The sequence below is a fragment of the Promicromonospora sp. NPDC057138 genome, from assembly GCF_042670845.1.
Lineage (GTDB): Bacteria > Actinomycetota > Actinomycetes > Actinomycetales > Cellulomonadaceae > Promicromonospora.
The window spans coordinates 1-16,729 of sequence record NZ_JBHUUX010000095.1 but is presented as its reverse complement, the minus strand read 5'-3'; the positions used below and the strand labels follow the sequence as shown (position 1 = coordinate 16,729).

Annotated in this window: 18 protein-coding genes and 1 riboswitch; of the genes, 13 read left to right on the top strand and 5 right to left on the bottom strand. The window is 73.5% G+C overall.

The features are described from left to right. Nucleotides 1-63 precede the first annotated feature (63 nt). Nucleotides 64-879: a transcriptional repressor LexA gene (lexA, locus tag ACFT2C_RS27510; protein WP_377210282.1), complete on the bottom strand. Its 816-nt coding sequence runs from the start codon at nucleotides 877-879 to the stop codon at nucleotides 64-66. A gap of 190 nt (nucleotides 880-1,069) precedes the next feature. Here lexA and ACFT2C_RS27505 point away from each other — a divergent pair, with 190 nt between their 5' ends. The 5 genes from ACFT2C_RS27505 (at nucleotide 1,070) to lnt (ending at nucleotide 5,556) form a co-directional block, all read left to right on the top strand. Beyond that, nucleotides 1,070-1,504 carry a LysM peptidoglycan-binding domain-containing protein gene (locus ACFT2C_RS27505; RefSeq protein ID WP_377210281.1) on the top strand — a complete coding sequence of 145 codons (435 nt, stop codon included), beginning with the start codon at nucleotides 1,070-1,072 and terminating at the stop codon, nucleotides 1,502-1,504. Nucleotides 1,505-1,623: 119 nt separating this feature from the next. Then, nucleotides 1,624-2,106 (top strand): transcriptional regulator NrdR, encoded by a 483-nt coding sequence (nrdR, locus tag ACFT2C_RS27500; protein WP_377210280.1) that lies wholly within the window; start codon nucleotides 1,624-1,626, stop codon nucleotides 2,104-2,106. 114 nt (nucleotides 2,107-2,220) lie between these two features. After that, nucleotides 2,221-2,448, top strand: coding sequence for a DUF5302 domain-containing protein (locus ACFT2C_RS27495; RefSeq protein ID WP_377210279.1), 228 nt, complete (start codon nucleotides 2,221-2,223; stop codon nucleotides 2,446-2,448). Between the two features lie 127 nt (nucleotides 2,449-2,575). After that, nucleotides 2,576-3,793 carry an ROK family protein gene (locus ACFT2C_RS27490; protein WP_377210278.1) on the top strand — a complete coding sequence of 406 codons (1,218 nt, stop codon included), beginning with the start codon at nucleotides 2,576-2,578 and terminating at the stop codon, nucleotides 3,791-3,793. Between the two features lie 137 nt (nucleotides 3,794-3,930). Then, the gene (gene lnt / locus ACFT2C_RS27485; RefSeq protein WP_377210277.1) at nucleotides 3,931-5,556 is read left to right on the top strand and encodes an apolipoprotein N-acyltransferase; all 1,626 of its coding nucleotides are present in this window, start codon (nucleotides 3,931-3,933) and stop codon (nucleotides 5,554-5,556) included. A 99-nt stretch (nucleotides 5,557-5,655) separates the two neighbouring features. On the opposite strand, the gene ACFT2C_RS27480 is transcribed toward lnt, so the two are convergent. The 3 genes from ACFT2C_RS27480 to thiE form a co-directional block, all read right to left on the bottom strand. Continuing rightward, nucleotides 5,656-6,483, bottom strand: coding sequence for a C40 family peptidase (locus ACFT2C_RS27480; protein WP_377210276.1), 828 nt, complete (start codon nucleotides 6,481-6,483; stop codon nucleotides 5,656-5,658). A 106-nt stretch (nucleotides 6,484-6,589) separates the two neighbouring features. Then, the gene (locus ACFT2C_RS27475; protein WP_377210275.1) at nucleotides 6,590-7,042 is read right to left on the bottom strand and encodes a hypothetical protein; all 453 of its coding nucleotides are present in this window, start codon (nucleotides 7,040-7,042) and stop codon (nucleotides 6,590-6,592) included. A gap of 50 nt (nucleotides 7,043-7,092) precedes the next feature. Then, nucleotides 7,093-7,740: a thiamine phosphate synthase gene (gene thiE, locus ACFT2C_RS27470; RefSeq protein WP_377210274.1), complete on the bottom strand. Its 648-nt coding sequence runs from the start codon at nucleotides 7,738-7,740 to the stop codon at nucleotides 7,093-7,095. Between the two features lie 23 nt (nucleotides 7,741-7,763). Beyond that, nucleotides 7,764-7,867: riboswitch (TPP riboswitch) on the top strand. On the opposite strand from thiE, the gene thiO reads away from it, so the two are divergent. The 5 genes from thiO to ACFT2C_RS27445 all read left to right on the top strand — a co-directional run bounded on the left by thiO (nucleotide 7,859) and on the right by ACFT2C_RS27445 (nucleotide 12,436). Further along, nucleotides 7,859-9,049 (top strand): glycine oxidase ThiO, encoded by a 1,191-nt coding sequence (thiO, locus tag ACFT2C_RS27465; protein ID WP_377210273.1) that lies wholly within the window; start codon nucleotides 7,859-7,861, stop codon nucleotides 9,047-9,049. It overlaps the preceding riboswitch by 9 nt. Next, a complete protein-coding gene (gene thiS / locus ACFT2C_RS27460; RefSeq protein ID WP_377210272.1) occupies nucleotides 9,046-9,342 on the top strand; it encodes a sulfur carrier protein ThiS in 297 nt (98 codons plus the stop codon). Before thiO ends, thiS begins: the two co-directional genes overlap by 4 nt. A 2-nt stretch (nucleotides 9,343-9,344) precedes the next feature. Next, nucleotides 9,345-10,184, top strand: a complete 840-nt coding sequence (locus tag ACFT2C_RS27455; RefSeq protein ID WP_377210271.1) for a thiazole synthase — start codon at nucleotides 9,345-9,347, stop codon at nucleotides 10,182-10,184. After that, nucleotides 10,181-11,398, top strand: coding sequence for a ThiF family adenylyltransferase (locus ACFT2C_RS27450; RefSeq protein ID WP_377210270.1), 1,218 nt, complete (start codon nucleotides 10,181-10,183; stop codon nucleotides 11,396-11,398). The genes ACFT2C_RS27455 and ACFT2C_RS27450 overlap by 4 nt, the downstream gene beginning before the upstream one ends. Before the next feature lie 66 nt (nucleotides 11,399-11,464). Further along, complete coding sequence (locus ACFT2C_RS27445; protein ID WP_377210269.1) at nucleotides 11,465-12,436, top strand: S1C family serine protease; 972 nt, start codon at nucleotides 11,465-11,467, stop codon at nucleotides 12,434-12,436. A 44-nt stretch (nucleotides 12,437-12,480) separates the two neighbouring features. Here ACFT2C_RS27445 and ACFT2C_RS27440 read toward each other — a convergent pair whose 3' ends face one another. After that, nucleotides 12,481-13,479 carry a LacI family DNA-binding transcriptional regulator gene (locus ACFT2C_RS27440; protein ID WP_377210268.1) on the bottom strand — a complete coding sequence of 333 codons (999 nt, stop codon included), beginning with the start codon at nucleotides 13,477-13,479 and terminating at the stop codon, nucleotides 12,481-12,483. A 156-nt stretch (nucleotides 13,480-13,635) separates the two neighbouring features. On the opposite strand from ACFT2C_RS27440, the gene ACFT2C_RS27435 reads away from it, so the two are divergent. The 3 genes from ACFT2C_RS27435 (at nucleotide 13,636) to ACFT2C_RS27425 (ending at nucleotide 16,628) form a co-directional block, all read left to right on the top strand. After that, nucleotides 13,636-14,730 (top strand): substrate-binding domain-containing protein, encoded by a 1,095-nt coding sequence (locus tag ACFT2C_RS27435; RefSeq protein ID WP_377210267.1) that lies wholly within the window; start codon nucleotides 13,636-13,638, stop codon nucleotides 14,728-14,730. 66 nt (nucleotides 14,731-14,796) lie between these two features. After that, a complete protein-coding gene (locus ACFT2C_RS27430; RefSeq protein ID WP_377210266.1) occupies nucleotides 14,797-15,825 on the top strand; it encodes an ABC transporter permease in 1,029 nt (342 codons plus the stop codon). Next, on the top strand, nucleotides 15,822-16,628 hold the full coding sequence (locus ACFT2C_RS27425; RefSeq protein ID WP_377210265.1) for an ATP-binding cassette domain-containing protein: 807 nt from the start codon (nucleotides 15,822-15,824) through the stop codon (nucleotides 16,626-16,628). The genes ACFT2C_RS27430 and ACFT2C_RS27425 overlap by 4 nt, the downstream gene beginning before the upstream one ends. Nucleotides 16,629-16,729 lie beyond the last annotated feature (101 nt).

Genomic DNA, 16,729 nt, shown 5'->3' with positions numbered 1-16,729 from the left:
TGTCCCCCCTGCGCAAGGTGAGCCTTGCGCAGGGGGGACAGGCGCTCTACTTCGCGGGTCCCGTCAGAGGCTGCGCAGCACCGCGACCACGCGGCCCAGGACCTGCGCCTCGTCGCCCGGGATGGGCTCGTAGGCCGGGTTCTGCGGCAGCAGGAACACGTGCCCGTCGGACTGCTTGAACGTCTTGACCGTGGCCTCGCCGTCGATCATGGCGGCGACGATCTCGCCCTGCTCGGCGACGTTCTGCCGACGCACCACCACCCAGTCCCCGTCGCAGATCGCGGCGTCGACCATCGAGTCGCCGGCGACCTTGAGGAGGAACAGCTCGCCGTCGCCGACGAGCTGGCGGGGGAGCGGGAACACGTCCTCGACGACCTGCTCGGCGAGGATCGGGCCACCGGCCGCGATCCGGCCGACGAGCGGCACGTACGACGGCGCCGGGGTGCTGGCGTCGTCGGGCACCGAGCCGCCCCAGTGGATCTGGCCGCTGCGTCGCGGCTCGGGCCAGTGGATCTCGCCGCGCGTCGGCTTGTCGACCTGGTCGGCCATCGGCTCGACGAGCTCCATGGCGCGGGGCCGGTTCGGGTCGCGACGCAGGAAGCCCTTCTTCTCGAGCATCTGGAGCTGGTGCTTGACGCTCGACGGGCTCGCCAGCCCGACGGCCTCGCCGATCTCGCGCATCGACGGCGGGTAGCCCCGCGTCTCGAACGACTGCCGAATCGTGTCCAGCACGAGGCGCTGCCGCTCGGTGAGGCGGTCTGTCGGCGAGATCGCGTGCACGTCAGCGACCGCCCCGTCGCCCGGCTCGTCCAACGTGGCGACGCCCGAGAGCGCCGTGTCGACGGCTCTCGTGTCGCTGGTCCCGTCCCGTCCCGTCATGCCCCTGCCCCTCCCGTTCCGACAAATGTTCTCCTGTGCGTGACCCACTCTAGGTCACAAAGCTGCTCGGCTCAAACGAATGTTCGAGCGTGTCTCGACATCGACGGTGTCCCGTGCTACACAATGGTACGTGCGTTCGTCGAACGCGTGTATGAGGACACAGGTTCGAGTCACTCTTCGAGGAGGGGCCATGGGGGACGTGATCCCGCTGCGGCAGTACACCCCGACGTATGAGCCGGCGCATGAACCGGCGTACGCGCCGGCACCGAGGCTGGCCGCGGTCCGGGCCTATGTGCCGGCCCCGGCGCGGACGGTCGCCGACCGGCTGGGCCTGGCCGGCCTGCGGCTCACGCGGCGCGGCCGCGTGGTGCTCGTGCTGCTGGCGATGATCCTCGTCGCGCCGATGGCCACGTGGGGGGCGACGGCGGTCGCGAGCTCCCCGGGCGAGCCGACCGAGGTCCGGGTGCACGCGGTACAGCCGGGGGAGACGCTCTGGGGCTTCGCCCGGGAGGTGGCGCAGCCGGGCGAGGACGTCCGGCACGCGGTCGCGCGGCTCCAGGATCTGAACGAGATGTCGTCGGGCACCGTGCGGGTCGGAGAGCTGCTGCTCCTACCCAAGGAGTGACAAGAGGCCACGAATCGCCGTCGAATGTTGCGGCGATGTTGCATGGGGGTGGTTTGCCCGCTTACGGTCGGGGCGCGACCGGAGGCCTCCGGTCCGTGGTCGACCACGCAGGAGTGAGCATGCACTGCCCGTTCTGTCGCCACGCCGACTCGCGCGTGGTGGACTCGCGGACCTCCGACGACGGCCTGTCGATCAGGCGCCGGCGGCAGTGCCCGAACTGCAACCGCAGATTCACGACGGTCGAGACGGCCAGCCTCTCCGTGGTCAAGCGCTCCGGCGCCACCGAGCCCTTCAGCCGCGACAAGGTCGCCGCCGGTGTGCGCAAGGCCTGCCAGGGCCGCCCGGTGAGCGACGACGACCTCGCGATCCTCGCCCAGCGCGTCGAGGAGACCCTGCGGAGCAACGGAAGCGCCGAGATCGACGCGTACGAGGTGGGGCTGGCGATCCTCGGCCCGCTGCGCGAGCTCGACGAGGTGGCCTACCTCCGGTTCGCGAGCGTCTACCAGTCCTTCGACTCGCTCGAGGACTTCGAGACCGCCATCACGTCCCTGCGCGCCGAGCGCGCCGAGCGGGCGGCGGAGCGCGCCGCCGCGCAGGCCTAGCACCCGTCTCCTGGAGGTTTCGAAAAGCGTTGGCACCAGGTCGAATCGTGGTGCAGGCTGGGGCGGACGACGGACCCGATCGAGGGACCCCCGAAACAGGAGGAGGTGATCGGTGTGACGGACGAGAAGCCCAATGCCGAGGAGTCCGAGGCCCAGGGCGCTGAACAGCCCAAGGCGCCGACGGCGCCGAGCACGGATGCGAAGGCGCGGTTCAAGGAAGCTCTGGACCGCAAGAACGCGGCACGGAGCCGGACCGCCGCAGGCGATGTGAACACCGGTGCGGTACACGGCTCGGAGACGACCGGACCCGTGCAGAAGATGTTCCGCCGCAAGTCCGGCTGATCCTCGGTAGAGGAGGCCGCTGAACCTGGTGTAAGACCAGGTCAGCGGCCTTTGTCGTGTCAGCACCGCGCGGCCGCGCGTGCCGGCCTCGTGCCGGTTCCGGGAACGGATCCAGTAGGCTCACGCCATGGCCGAAGCTGGGACGCAGAGCGTCACCCGCGGACGCACCACGACGGATCAGCTGCGCGAGCGCAACCTTTCGGACCTCGTCGCGATCCTGCATCGGGAGGGCCCGTCCTCGCGCAAGAACCTCACTGAGCGGCTCGGGGTGACGCGCTCGACCATGGGCGTGCTGCTGTCCGACCTGTCCCGGATGGGGCTGGTGATCGAGCGGCCGTCGTCCGAAGAGCGCGGTGTGGGGCGGCCGAGCTTCATCCAGGAGCTCGACCCCTCCACGGTGGCGGTCGCCGTCGACGTCGCGGTCGACACCGTCCAGGTCGCTCTGATCGGCCCGACGGGGGCGGTGCGCGGGCGCACGAGCACGGCTGTGAGCAGCGGAGGCCTGGACGTCTCCGGGCTCTGCGAGATCGTGGTATCCGCCCTGCCCGAGCTCCTGTCGGGGAGCCGCGGACCGTTGCGAGTTCTCGGCGTGGGTGTGGGCGTCCCCGGTCAGGTTCGGGTGGCTGACGGCATCGTGCGCGAGGCGGACCATCTTGGCTGGTACGACGTGCCGCTCGCCGCGGAGCTCGCCAGGGCGACGGGCCTTCCCGTGCGGGCCGCCAACGCCGCGACCCTGGCGATGCGCGCGGAGTGCACCTTCGGGGAGGGGCGAGGGCGTGACTACGTCCTGCATCTCGTCGGCGGGTCCAGCGGCATCGGCGGGGGCTACATCGGGCGGGACGGCGAGATCTTCCTCGGTGCGGAGGGGTACGCGGGGGAGATCGGGCACACGGTCGTCGTGCCGGAGGGCCGGCCCTGCCACTGCGGCTCGTCCGGATGCCTCCAGGCCGAGGTCACCCGGGGCGAGCTGCTCGGCGCGGTCGGGCTGTCCGGTCCCGACATCGACCTCCTGCCCGAGCGTCTGGCCGAGATGGTCTTCGACGACGACGTCCGGCCGATCGTCGACCGGCAGGCGCGGCTGCTCGCGATAGCGATCCGCAACGCCGTGAACCTGCTGAACCCTTCGACGGTGATCGTCTCGGGCTTCCTCGCCGCGCTGGTCGCCGTGTGGGGTCCTGAGCGCTTCGTCCAGGAGGCGCTCCGGTCGACGCGTGCGGGTCTGACGATCATCCCGGTCGACCGGCCCGCGTTCGCCCAGGTCCTCATCGGCGCCGGCGAGCTGATCTTCGACCAGCTCATCGCGGCTCCCGGGCGGACCGCGTCCGCGGTGCGCCTGACCCCTTGAACCGCCCGTCGGCCTCGCGCAGTGGCAGGCGACTGCCACGCGCGGGAGTGGCGGCGAGGTCTTGTTCTCCACGGTGATCGGGATACGGTACGGCTGGCCGCGTCCACCCCTCCGCTCTCCGTGAAGGCGAAAAGCCCTTGGTCAAGAACGTCATCCCGGCTCGGTTCCACCCGCCGGCGCGGGACACCACGCACGCGGAGCGCCCGCTCGTGCCGGCGTGGGCGGCGCTCGCCCTCGCGGTGGCCGGCGGGTTCGCGCTCGACGCGGCCTTCCCCTCGCTCGGCTGGTGGCCGCTCGCCTTCGTCGCCGTGACGCTCGCCCTGGTCTCCCTCGTCGGGAGGAGCCTGTGGGGCAGCGTGCTCGTCGGCGCGGCGTTCGGCGCCGCGTTCTACTTCCCGCACGTGTCGTGGGCCGCGCGCTTCCTCGGCGACGACCCCCTCGGCTGGCTGCCGTGGGTGGCGCTGGCCTCCGTCGAGACGCTGCTCCTCGCCGCCCTCTCGCCGCTCGTCACGCTCGCCTACCGGTGGCTGCCGCGCTGGCGCGACACCGCGGGTACGCGGCTCGTGGCGCTCCCCGCACTCGTGGCCGGGGCATGGGTGGCGCGCGAGCTCGTCGTGGGGTCCTGGCCGTACGGCGGGTTCCCGTGGGGGCGGCTCGGGATGAGCCAGTCCGAGAGCCCGATCGCGCCCGTCGCGTCGTGGCTGGGCGTGTCCGGGCTCGGGTTCCTCATGGTGGCGCTGTGCGCCGGAGCCGTCGAGGCCGCCCGGTGGGCGGCCCGCCGCGCGACGGAAGGCGACGCCCGTCCGCTGTCGCTCCCACGATGGTCGGGCGCGGTTCCCGTCGGCCTGCTCGCCGTCGTCATGGTCATGGTTCCGCAGTTCCCGACCGCCGACGCCGGGACGCTCCGGGTCGGCGCCGTGCAGGGCGACGGGCCGGCGGCCTTCTCGGACCGGCGTGCGCCGCAGGAGGTGCTGCGCTCGCAGCTCGCCGCCTCCGTGCCGCTGGAGGACGAGCGGGTCGACGTGGTGCTGTGGCCCGAGGGCGGCGTCGACAGCGATCCCGCGGCCGAACCGGCCACCGCGCGGGTGCTCTCCGAGGCCGCCGACGCCTACGGTGCGCCGATCGTCCTGAACGCGGCGTCCGCGGTCGGGGAGCTCGTCTACAACACGTCGTTCCTCTGGACGGGGGACGGCCCCGAGGTGACGCACGCGAAACGGCACCCCGTGCCGTTCGGCGAGTACATCCCGGACCGGTGGCTGTACGGCGCGATCGTCCCCGAGCTCGTCAACCTGCTGGGGCGCGAGTACACGCCGGGTGACGACTCGCCCGTCCTCGACCTCGGCCGGGCGAAGGCCGGCCTGGCGATCTGCTTCGACGTGGCCTTCGACGACGTCATCCGGGAAGACGTCAACGACGGCGCGCAGGTGTTCATGTTCCAGACGAACAACGCCGACTTCCGCGGCACCGACGAGAACCTGCAGCAGAGGGAGATCGCCCGCATGCGCGCGATCGAGACGGGCCGCAGCGTCGTCAACCTCTCCACGACGGGCACCAGCCAGGTGTTCGCCCCGGACGGAACGACCCAGCAGACCCTCCCGTTCGACGAGGCAGGGCTCATGACGGCCGACGTCGAGCTGCGCGACGGCCGCACCGCGGGGATCGTGCTCGGCCCCTGGATCCAGGGGCTGGCGCTGTGGGGAACCCTCGCGAGCCTGGCGGTGCTCGCCGCCGGCGCACGACGGCGTCGGCCCGCCGCCGTCTGAAGCCCGCCACCGTCTGAAGATCGGCACCGTGTGAGACCCGGCAGGGCACGCTTCCCGTCCAGTCGGTGAGGGGCCGCCTGGCCCCTCACCGACGACGGGTCACCCGACGCGCAGGACTATCGGGTTGGACTGCCAGACCTGGGTGTACCGGACGGTCTTGCCCGGGACCGGGGCCTCGACCTGCATGCCGTCGCCCGCATAGATCGCGATGTGGCCGGGCGACCAGAGCAGGTCGCCGGGTTGCGCCTGCGACCAGGGCACCTCGGTCCCGGCGTACCGCTGCTCGGACGAGGTCCGGGGCAGGTTGATCCCGACCTGCGCGAACACGTAGGACGTGAACCCGGAGCAGTCGAAGCCCGCAGGCGTCGTGCCGCCCCAGACGTACGGCACTCCCAGGTAGCGCATGGCGACCGATATGACGGCGGACCCCGACGCCGAGGCCGGGATGTCGATCGCCGCCGCGGCCTCGGCGGCCGCTTCCGCGGCCTCCGCGGCGGCCTCGGCCTCCGCCTCGGCGGCGAGCTGTGCCTGGTAGTCCTCGTTCTCCGCGGCCGAGACGACGGAGACCGCCGCCTTCTCGACCTTGAGCTCCGCATCGGGTGCGACCGCCACGACGCCCGCGGCGGCGACCGTCTCACGGGCCTGCGCGGTCAGGGCGTTCAGGTCGGTCGCGTTGAGCGTGCCCTGGACGGGTGTGCCGGCCAGCGACGTGCTGACCGCGTCAGCCGGGGCGGCCTGGGCGGCGGGTGCGGCGACGAAGGACAGCAGCACGCCCGAACCGGCCGCCGCGACGACGGCGGTGCGGCCGGCGAACGCGCTGACCTGCTCGGAGGTGGCTCGGGCGACGTCGGCCAGGACCGGGCGGCGGGCCGCCCGGTGCCGACCGCGGCCAGGTGCGGTACTGGTCGGGTTGAAGCTGGGCTCCATGAAAGCGGGGACCTTTCTGATCGGAGTAGAACCACACGCGCGACCCCGCTCCGGGGCGCGCTGGAGCCGCCGGCACCCAGGGGTGGCGCCGACGGGATGTGGTGGTCTACGTCCGGGAGATCCCCAGGGCGGTCAGCGACGGCGCCGCGGCGTCGGTCACGCTCGACCGGACCGGGGGCTCGCGGTGTGCCAGGTCGGCCACGAGCCACTGCGCGGCGAGCTCCGGCATCACGGCCGGCCCGGGCGGCGGCTGACGGACCGGGTCGCCCTGCGCCGTCAGCGAGCGGTGGTCGGAACAGCCATGGGCGCCGTCGTCCGGAGGTGCGAGGGCTGCCTCGACGTCCGGCGCCTCGGCGACGGTCGTCTCGGCGGCGGGCCACAGGCCCGGGCTCTGCACGGCGGCTTCGTCCGCGTGGCCGGCGGCCTGCTCGTTCAGGTGGACGCCGCACAGGACCTGCGCGCCGAGGACGGCGAGCACGAGGAGCATGACCGTCAGGACGCTCGCTGACCAGCGCCGATGGTCGGCGAGCAGCGAGGAGGGGCGACGTGTCAGGCTCATGGCGAGGCCAAGAGTAACGGAGCGGATACGGTGCCAGGCAACATCGGGCTCTACCCGTCCGCGCCCGCGATCCGGCGGCGCAGCGCGGCGGCCGCGGCCCGGGGGTCGTCCGCCCGCGTGATGGCGCGGACGACGACGACGCGGCGCGCCCCAGCGTCGAGCACCTGGTCGAGGCGGGCGGCGTCGACCCCGCCGATGGCGAACCAGGGCGTGGCCGGCTCGCGGGCGGCGACGTCGCGCACCAGGTCCAGGCCGACGGCGGCGCGGCCCGGTTTGGTCGGCGTGGCCCACACCGGCCCGACGCAGAAGTAGTCCACGCGGGGCTCGGCCTCGGCGGCCAGCGCCTGGTCGAGGGAGTGGGTGGAGCGGCCCAGCACGGGGCCGTCGCCCAGCAGGGCCCGCACCGCGCCGGGCGGCAGGTCGCCCTGGCCCATGTGCACCACCGGCGCTCCGGTCAGCCCCGCGATGTCGGCCCGGTCGTTGACCGCCCACAGCGCGCCGTGCTCGGCGGCCACCCGGGCGACGAGCGCGTGCAGCTCGACCTCGCGGGCCGCCTCCAGGGACTTGTCCCGGAGCTGGACGACGTCGACGCCGCCCTCCAGCGCCGCGTGCAGGAAGGGTTCGAGGTCGCCGGTGTCCTGACGGGCGTCCGTGCACAGATACAGGCGGGCGTCGGCGAGCCGGGTACGGGGGTCCACGACCGCGAGTGTAGGGCTATCGTTGTCGCGTGCACGGGAGCCCCGGACGGGGCTGAGAGGGCGCAGGGCGCCGACCGTCGAACCTGATCTGGGTCATGCCAGCGAAGGGAGCAGAACTGTGAGCAGTCATGTGTGCGACGTCCTCGTCATCGGCGGGGGCATCGTCGGCCTGACCGCGGCCTGGCGCGCGGTGGAGGCCGGCGCGAGCGTCGTCGTCCTGGACCCGTCGCCCGGCGACGGCGCCACCCACGCCGCCGCCGGCATGCTCGCGCCCGTCATGGAGGCGGGCTTCGGCGAGAAGGGGCAGGCGCGGCTGGGCACCGCCTCGCTCGCCCTCTGGCCGGCGTTCGCCGAGGCACTCGAGCGCGCGGCTGGCTTGCCGCCGGGCGCCGTCGGCCTGGAGACCGCCGGCACGCTCGCCCTCGCCTACGACCGCGACGACCTGGTCGCGCTGCGCCGGCTGCTGGACCTGCACAGCGGGTGGGGCCTCGGCTCGGCGGAGATCGCGCCGGACGAGGCGCGGCTGCGGGAGCCCGGCGTCGGGCCGCGGGTGGCGGGTGCGGCGTGGGTCCCGGGCGACCATCGGGTGGACCCGCGTGCCGTGCAGGTGGCCCTGTCCGCCGCCGTCGCCGCGCACGAGATCCTCGTGCGGCGCGCCGCGGTCTCGCTGACCTGGGCGGACGACGCCGTCGTCGGCGCGCTCGACGAGGCGGGCACGGCCTACGCCGCCGGGACCGTGGTCCTGGCCGCCGGGCACGCGAGCGGCTCCCTGTTCGCGGGAGCCCCCACCCGCCCGGTGCCCGGCACGACGCTGCGCCTGGCCGCCGACGTCGACCGGGCGCCCGCGGTGGTGGTGCGGGGCACCGTGCAGGGCCGCCCCGTCTACGCCGTGCCCCGCCCGGTCCGGCCCGACGGGACGCGCGAGGTGGTCGTGGGCGCGACGTCGGACGAGCGCGCGGACGACCACCTGACCCGGGCCGGCGACGTCTTCGCGCTGCTGCGCGACGTGCGCGCCCTGCTGCCCGGGCTCGACGACGCCGTGCTGCTGGAGACCGTCACCCGGTCCCGGCCCGGCAGCCCCGACAACGCGCCGATCCTGGGCTGGGCGGCCGACGGCCTCTACCTGGCCACGGGGCACCACCGCAACGGGATCCTGCTCACGGCGCTGACGGCGGCCGCCGTCGACCAGGCGCTGGGCGTGGCGCCGGACGGCCCAGCAGCCATCGCGGCCGTCGAGGCCGCCGCCCGGTTCGCGGACCCGCGCCGGTTCGCCGACGCATACAGCACTACTCGAGGAGGCACAGCATGACCGCAGCACCGTCCGCGGCCGCAGCACCGTCCGCGTCGCCCGGCGCCGCCGGAGCGCCGATCGCCGAGGCGCCGGGGGCCGCCCTCGTCAACGGCGAGCCGTACCCGCTCGACAGCCCCCTGCCCGTCGCCGACCTGGTCGCGCGCCTGCTGCCCGGCCTCGTGGTCGACGGCGCGCCGCAGGGCGTCGCCGTCGCGCTCGACGACGCCGTCGTGCCGCGCGGCGCCTGGGGCACCACCACGGTCCGGCCCGGAGACCGCGTCGAGGTCGTCACCGCAGTGCAGGGAGGCTGACCATGGACGACGCACCGCTGACCATCGCGGGCACGCCGCTGGGATCGCGCCTGGTCATGGGCACCGGGGGAGCGGCGAGCCTGCTGGGCCTGGAGGACGCGCTCGTAGCGTCCGGCACGGAGCTGACCACCGTCGCGATGCGGCGCGTGTCCCGGCCCCGGCCGTCGGACGACCCGGCCCGCTCCGGCGACCCCTCCGTCTGGGGCCTGCTCGCGCGCCTGGGCATCCGTGCCCTGCCCAACACGGCCGGCTGCTTCTCCGTCCGCGAGGCGGTGCTCACCGCCCAGCTCGCCCGGGAGGCGTGCGAGACGGACTGGGTCAAGCTGGAGGTCATCGCCGACGACGTGACGCTCCTGCCCGACCCGATAGGCCTGGTCGAGGCGGCAAAGGCCCTGGTCGACGACGGCTTCACCGTGCTCCCGTACACCAACGACGACCCGATCATCGCGCGCCGCCTTGAGGACGTGGGCTGCGCGGCGGTCATGCCGCTGGGCTCGCCCATCGGCTCCGGGCTCGGCATCGCCAACCCGCGCAACATCGAGGTCATAGCGGCCGCGGCGTCGGTCCCGGTGATCCTGGACGCGGGCATCGGCACGGCGTCGGACGCCGCGCTGGCCATGGAGCTCGGGTGCGACGGCGTCCTGCTTGCCACCGCGGTGACCCGCGCCGCGGACCCGGTGCGCATGGCCCACGCCATGCGGCTCGCCGTCGAGGCGGGGTACGACGCCGCCCGCGCCGGCCGGCCGCCGCGCCGGGAGCGGGCGCTGGCGTCGTCCCCGGTCGACGGGCTGGTCGCCGTCGGCGACAACCTGGTCGGGAACAACCTGGACCTCGCGCTGTGACCGCGCTGCCGCCGCTGGTCGAGCCCGGCCGCGAGCTGGGCCGCGACGAGCTCGCCCGGTACGCCCGCCACCTGGTGCTGCCGGGGATCGGCCCGGAGGGCCAGCGCCGGCTCGCGAACGCGCGCGTGCTGGTGGTGGGCGCGGGCGGCCTGGGCAGCCCCGCCCTGCTCTACCTCGCCGCGGCGGGTGTGGGCACGCTGGGCATTGTCGACGACGACGCCGTCGAGGTGTCGAACCTGCAGCGCCAAGTGATCCACGGCGTCTCGGACCTGGGGCTGCCCAAGACGGCGTCGGCGCGGGACGCGCTGGTGGAGGTCAACCCGCACGTCCACGTGGTCGAGCACCGGGAGCGGCTGACCACGGCGAACGCGCTCGACGTGCTGTCCGGCTACGACCTGGTGCTCGACGGGACCGACGCCTTCGCGACCCGCTACCTCGTCTCGGACGCCGCCGAGGTGCTGGGCATCCCGTGCGTCTGGGGTGCGATCTACCGGTTCACGGGGCAGGTCGCCACGTTCTGGGGCACGCCGCCGGACGGCGCCAGTGGCGTGACCTACCGGGACGTGTTCCCGGACCCGCCACCGCCCGGCGCGTCGCCGGACTGCGCAGCAGGCGGCGTGCTCGGTGCGATGTGCGGCACCCTGGGCTCGGTCATGGCGACCGAGGCGATCAAGCTCGTCACGGGGGCGGGCGAGACGCTGCTCGGGCGGCTCGCGATGTATGACGCGCTCGCCCTGACCTGGCGGCAGCTCGCCGTCCGGCGCGATCCCGCCCGGGAGCCCGTCAGGGCGCTGCTGACCGGCGCCGGCGGCGTCGACCCGTACGCGGCGTTCTGCGGGCTGCCGCCGTCGGACGGCGCGAACGGCGCGGACGGCGCGGCGGTGCCCGTGCGCGAGCTGGCGGCGCTGCGCGCCGACGGCGCCGAGCCCGCGGTGCTGGACGTCCGCGATCCGTGGGAGGTGGAGCTCGCCGCTCTGCCGGGAGCGCGCGTGGTCCCCTCGGGCGCCTTCGCCGGGGACGACGCCGTCGCGGCAGTCGCCGGCGTCGCCGCCTGGGCGGCGGGCCGGCCCGTCTACGTGCTGTGCAGGTCCGGCGTCCGGTCGGCCCGCGTGGCCCTCCGGCTGCGCGACGCCGGGCTGGCGGCCCGGTCCGTCGAGGGCGGCATGCTCGCGTGGGAGCGCGAGCTGGACCGGGCGGTGGACCAGGCGACCTGAGGTCCGCATATCTGCCCTGGGCGAATCCCTTCCCGCCAGGGTCGCCGTGCGTGTGTGATGGGTTCTATGGGCGATCACGAGCTGGGCGACCACGAGCCGGACGACAACGTGACCGACGATCACGAGGCGATGGACGCCTACTCGGCCTCGATAGTGCGTGTCGTCGACGCGGTGCTGCCGTCGGTCGCGGCGGTCTCGGTGCGGACGGTCCGGGGAGCGGGCGCGGGGAGCGCCTCGGTCATCCCCGGGGACCGCCTGCTGCTCACGAGCGCGCACGTCGTGGAGTCGGCGAGCGACGTGCGGGCGGCCTTCGGCGACGGCTCGGAGGTCGGCGCGCGGGTGGTCGGGCGCGACCCGCTCTCCGACCTCGCGGTGCTCCGGGCCGACGACGACATCCCGCCCGCCCTCACGCTCGGGGACGCAGCGACCCTCCGGGTGGGGCAGCTCGTCGTCGCGCTGGGCAACCCGCGCGGCCTGGCCGGCAGCGTGACCGCCGGCATCGTGTCGGCGCTCGGCCGGTCGCTGCCGACCAGCGCCGGGCGGATCATCGACGAGGTGGTGCAGACCGACGCGGCGCTCAACCCGGGCAACAGCGGAGGGGCGCTCGCCGACACGCGTGGCCGGCTCGTCGGCGTCAACACCGCGGTCGCGGGCATCGGCCTGGGCCTCGCCGTGCCGATCAACACGACGACCCGGGCGATCATCGACGAGCTCGTCCGCACCGGCCGGGTGCGGCGCGCGTGGCTGGGCATCGCCGGGTCGCCGGTGGTGCTGCCCGAGCCGGTGGCGAATCGGGTCGGCGCCCCGACGGGGATCCGGGTCGCGCAGGTCATCGCGCGATCCCCGGCCGACCTGGCGGGGATCCGTACCGGCGACATCCTCGTGGCCATCAACGGCGCCACGGTCGTCACCACGACGGAGGTGCAGCGCCTCATGGTGGGCGAGGCCATCGGGCGGCGCACCGAGGTGACGGTGTGGCGCAACGGCGCCCTCGTCGACGCGGTGCTGCACCCGGAGGAGCTCACCCAGGCGCGGTGAACCTCGGGCCGGAAGTGCTGTGACATCCCGGCCCGACCCCGCAGTCACGCCGGCCCGGGGATCTCACCCGACCCGCGGACGACGAGGCGGGTCGGCACGACGACCTGGCGGGCCGGGCTCAGGTCCCCGTCGAGGTGCGCGAACAGGCGCTCCGCGGCCAGGCGGCCGATGCGGTCCGGGTCCTGCGCGATGGTCGTGATCGCGGGCTTCATGAGGTCGCCGGTCTCGACGTCGTCGAACCCGACCAGGGCGATCTTGTGCTCCAGGCCGAGCTGCTGCAGGGCCCGGATGGTCCCGATGGTGATCAGGTTCTGGCTGGAGAAGATCGCGGTGGGCGGGTCGGGGAGCGCGAACAGGGTGCGGACGACGGCGGTCGCCGTCGCGTCGTCGTGCAGGCCGAGCACGATCAGGGCGGGGTCGGCGTCGATCCCGGCCGCCGCGAGCTCGGTGAGGTAGCCCTCGCGCCGCAGGCGCGCCGTCTCGAGGCGCTCGAGGTCGCCGAGGAAGGCGATCCGCCGGTGCCCGTACGAGACGAGGTGGCGCACGGCGTCCCGGGCGCCGTCGACGTTCGCCGTCACCACGCAGTCCGTCTCGATGCCCCGCGGCGTCCGGTCGACGCACACCAGCGGGGTGCCGCGGTCGATGTGCACGCGCAGGTAGGACTGGTCGTCGCTCACGGGCGTGACGATGAACCCGTCGACCCTGCGCCGGGCGAGCGCCGTCACCGCCCGCAGCTCTGCCGTGGGGTCGTCCTCCAGGCTCGCCGCGAGCACCGCGTACCCGTACTCGGTGGCGACACGCTCGATCGCGCGGTGCACCTGCGCCGCGAACGGGTTGGCGACGCTGGAGACGAGCAGGCCGAGCGTACGGGTACGGCCGTCGGCGCGGCGCAGGTTGCCGGCGTGGAGGTCGGGCTCGTAGGAGAGGTCCGCCGCGGCCTTGCGGACGCGCTCGGCGGTCGCGGGGGATACGTTGGGCTCACCGTTGACCACCCGCGAGACCGTCTTGATCCCGACGCCGGCGAGGCGTGCGACGTCGCGCATCGTCGGCCGCCGCTGGGCGGCCGAAGCTGAAGAATCGCCTGACACCGATGTCACGAAACTGTCTCTCCTTTGATCAGTCGCCTTGACCCTACCTGGCTCCTCGGGTAGACAATGACCTGACAACGTTGTCGGCGCAAGCCCTCAAGAAGGAGTTCGATGGTGAACCTCAAGACCAGCAACCGAATTTCGTTGCGGCGAGGCGCCGCACTGACCGGCATGGTCGCCCTTGCGGCGGCCGGCCTCACCGCCTGCGGCAACGACGGCGGCTCGGGCGGCGGCGACGAAGTCGGCGTCTCCCTGATCGTCAAGACCACGACCAACCCGTTCTTCGTCGCCATGCAGGACGGTGCCAAGGCAGCGGCCGAGAAGAACGGGGTCAGTCTCACGATGGCCGCCGGCAAGGCCGACGGCGACGAGGACACCCAGATCCAGGCGATCGAGAACGCCGTCGCCCGGGGCGACGCCGGCATCCTGATCACGCCGAACGGCCCGTCCGTCGTGGACGCCATCCAGCGGGCGAGGGACCAGGGCCTGTACGTCATCGCCCTGGACACGCCGCCGGACCCGGCCGACGCCGTCGACATCACGTTCGCGACCGACAACCGCGAGGCCGGGAAGCTCATCGGCCAGTGGACAGCCACCCAGCTCGACGGGGAGAAGGCCACCATCGCGATGCTCGACCTCTTCGACGACAAGGTGGTCTCGGTCGACTACGACCGCGACCAGGGGTTCCTGGAGGGCATGGGGATCGACGTGGCCGACCCGAAGGTTAACGGCGACGAGGTCTCGACCGGCTCGTACAGCGGCGGCGACTACGAGCTCGTCGGCAACGAGGCGAGCCAGGGCGCCGAGGACGGCGGGCGGACCGCGATGGAGAACCTGCTCACCAAGAACCCGGACGTCAACGTCGTCTACACGATCAACGAACCCGCCGCGTACGGGGCGTACCAGGCCTTGGAGGCGGCCGGCAAGGAGAAGGACGACGTCCTCCTCCTGTCGGTCGACGGCGGTTGCGCCGGCGTGGACAACGTCAAGGAGGGCGTGATCGACGCCACGAGCCAGCAGTACCCGGTGAAGATGGCCGAGCTCGGTGTCGAGGCGATCGCGCAGCTCGCCGAGACGGGGGAGAAGCCCGAGACCACCGAGGGCCTCGACTTCTTCAACACCGGTGTCGAGCTCGTGACCGACACGCCCGCCGACGGCGTCGACTCGATCGACTCGGACGCCGCGTCGGAGATCTGCTGGGGCTGACGAGCTGCGCCGCGTCGCCTCGGGGCGGCGCGGCGCCTCGTCCGGACGCACGACCAAGGAGTTTCTATGAGCACATCCACGCTGTCCGCCCCAGACCCGGCGGCCGAGTTCCTCGACCGCCGCACCCCGATCGAGCGGGTGCGCGGTGTCCTGCACCGCTACCCGGCCCTGAGCCCGGCGATCGTGCTGGTGCTGTCGGTCATCGTCTTCGGCTTCCTCAACGACCGGTTCCTGGCGCCCGGAAACCTGTCCCTGATCACGCAGCAGGTGGCGGTGGTCGGCACTCTCGCCGTCGCCCAGACGCTCGTGATCCTCACCGCGGGCATCGACCTGTCGGTCGGGGCGACCATGGTCCTGGCCTCGATGGTGATGGCCCAGGTCACCAGCGCCGGCGGCGTCCCGCCCGTGCCCGCGCTGCTGCTCGGCCTGGTGGTGGGGCTCGCCGCCGGCGGCCTGAACGGCCTGCTCGTGACCAGGTTCAAGCTGCCGCCCTTCATCGCCACGCTGGGGACGCTCAACATCTACCTGGCCATCACTCTGCTGTACTCGCACGGCACCACTGTCCGCGGGGGCGACATGCCCGGGTCGATGACGTGGACGGGTACGGCGTTCCCGGTGCTCGGCGTGCGAGTCTCCACCGGCGTCGTACTCATGCTCGCGGCCTACCTGCTGGTGGCCCTCGTGCTCTCGCGCACCGCCTGGGGCACGCACGTCTACGCGGTCGGCGACGACAAGGACGCCGCGCGGCTCTCGGGTATCAGCGTCAACCGCGTCCTGATCAGCGTGTACCTCGCCGCCGGCGCGATCCTCGCGCTCGCTGCGTGGATCCAGATCGGGCGCGCGAACGCGGCGAGCCCCAACGTGGGAGTGGACCTGAACCTCGACTCGATCACCGCCGTCGTCATCGGCGGGACGAGCCTCTTCGGTGGCCGCGGCACGGTCTGGGGAACGCTGCTCGGCGCGCTGATCGTCGGCGTCTTCCGCAACGGGCTGTCGCTCGCCGGGCTCGACGTGCTGTACCAGACCCTTGCCGTGGGGATCCTCGTGATCGTCGCGGTCACGCTCGACCAGTGGATCAGGAAGGTGCGCAAGTGACCACCATCGATGCCAGCACAGCGACCGACCGCCCCGGCGACACCCCCGCGACTCCGATCCTCCGGGCCCGCGGTCTCGTCAAGACCTTCGGCCGGGTTGTCGGGCTCGACGGTGTGGACCTCGACCTGTACCCGGGCGAGGTGCTCGCGATCATCGGCGACAACGGGGCGGGCAAGTCGACGCTCATCAAGTGCCTGACCGGGGCCGAGATCCCCGACGAGGGCGAGATCCTGCTCGACGGCCGGCCGGTGCACTTCAAACGCCCGCAGGACGCGCGCTCCGCCGGGATCGAGACCGTGTACCAGACGCTCGCCGTCGCGCCGTCGCTAGACGTCGCCGCGAACCTGTTCCTCGGCCGCGAGGTGCGGCGCAAGGGCGTGCTCGGCTCCGTGCTGCGCATGACCGACCGCTCGGGGATGCGCGAACGGGCTCGCCGCGAGCTCCGCGAGCTCGGCATCTCGACGCTGCAGGACGTGACGGTCCCGGTCGAGAACCTGTCCGGCGGCCAGCGCCAGGCAGTGGCCGTCGCGCGGGCGGCGGCGTTCGGCTCGAAGGTCGTCGTCCTCGACGAGCCGACGGCGGCGCTCGGCGTCCGCGAGTCGGGCCAGGTGCTCGAGCTGGTGCGGACCCTGCGCGACAAGGGCGTGCCGGTGATCCTCATCAGCCACAACATGCCGCAGGTCTTCGAGGTCGCCGACCGGATCCACGTCCAGCGGCTGGGCCGGGGCGTTGCGACGATCACGCCCAAGTCGCACACCATGACCGAGGCCGTGGCGATCATGACGGGCGCCGCGGAGTCCTGACCGCGGCGGGCGTGGGGGGTGGGGGTGGGTGATGTGGGGGGGATGGGTGGGGGCGCGCCGAACAACAACCAGAACCACCCAGTGGACCTCGGCGCGCGCCC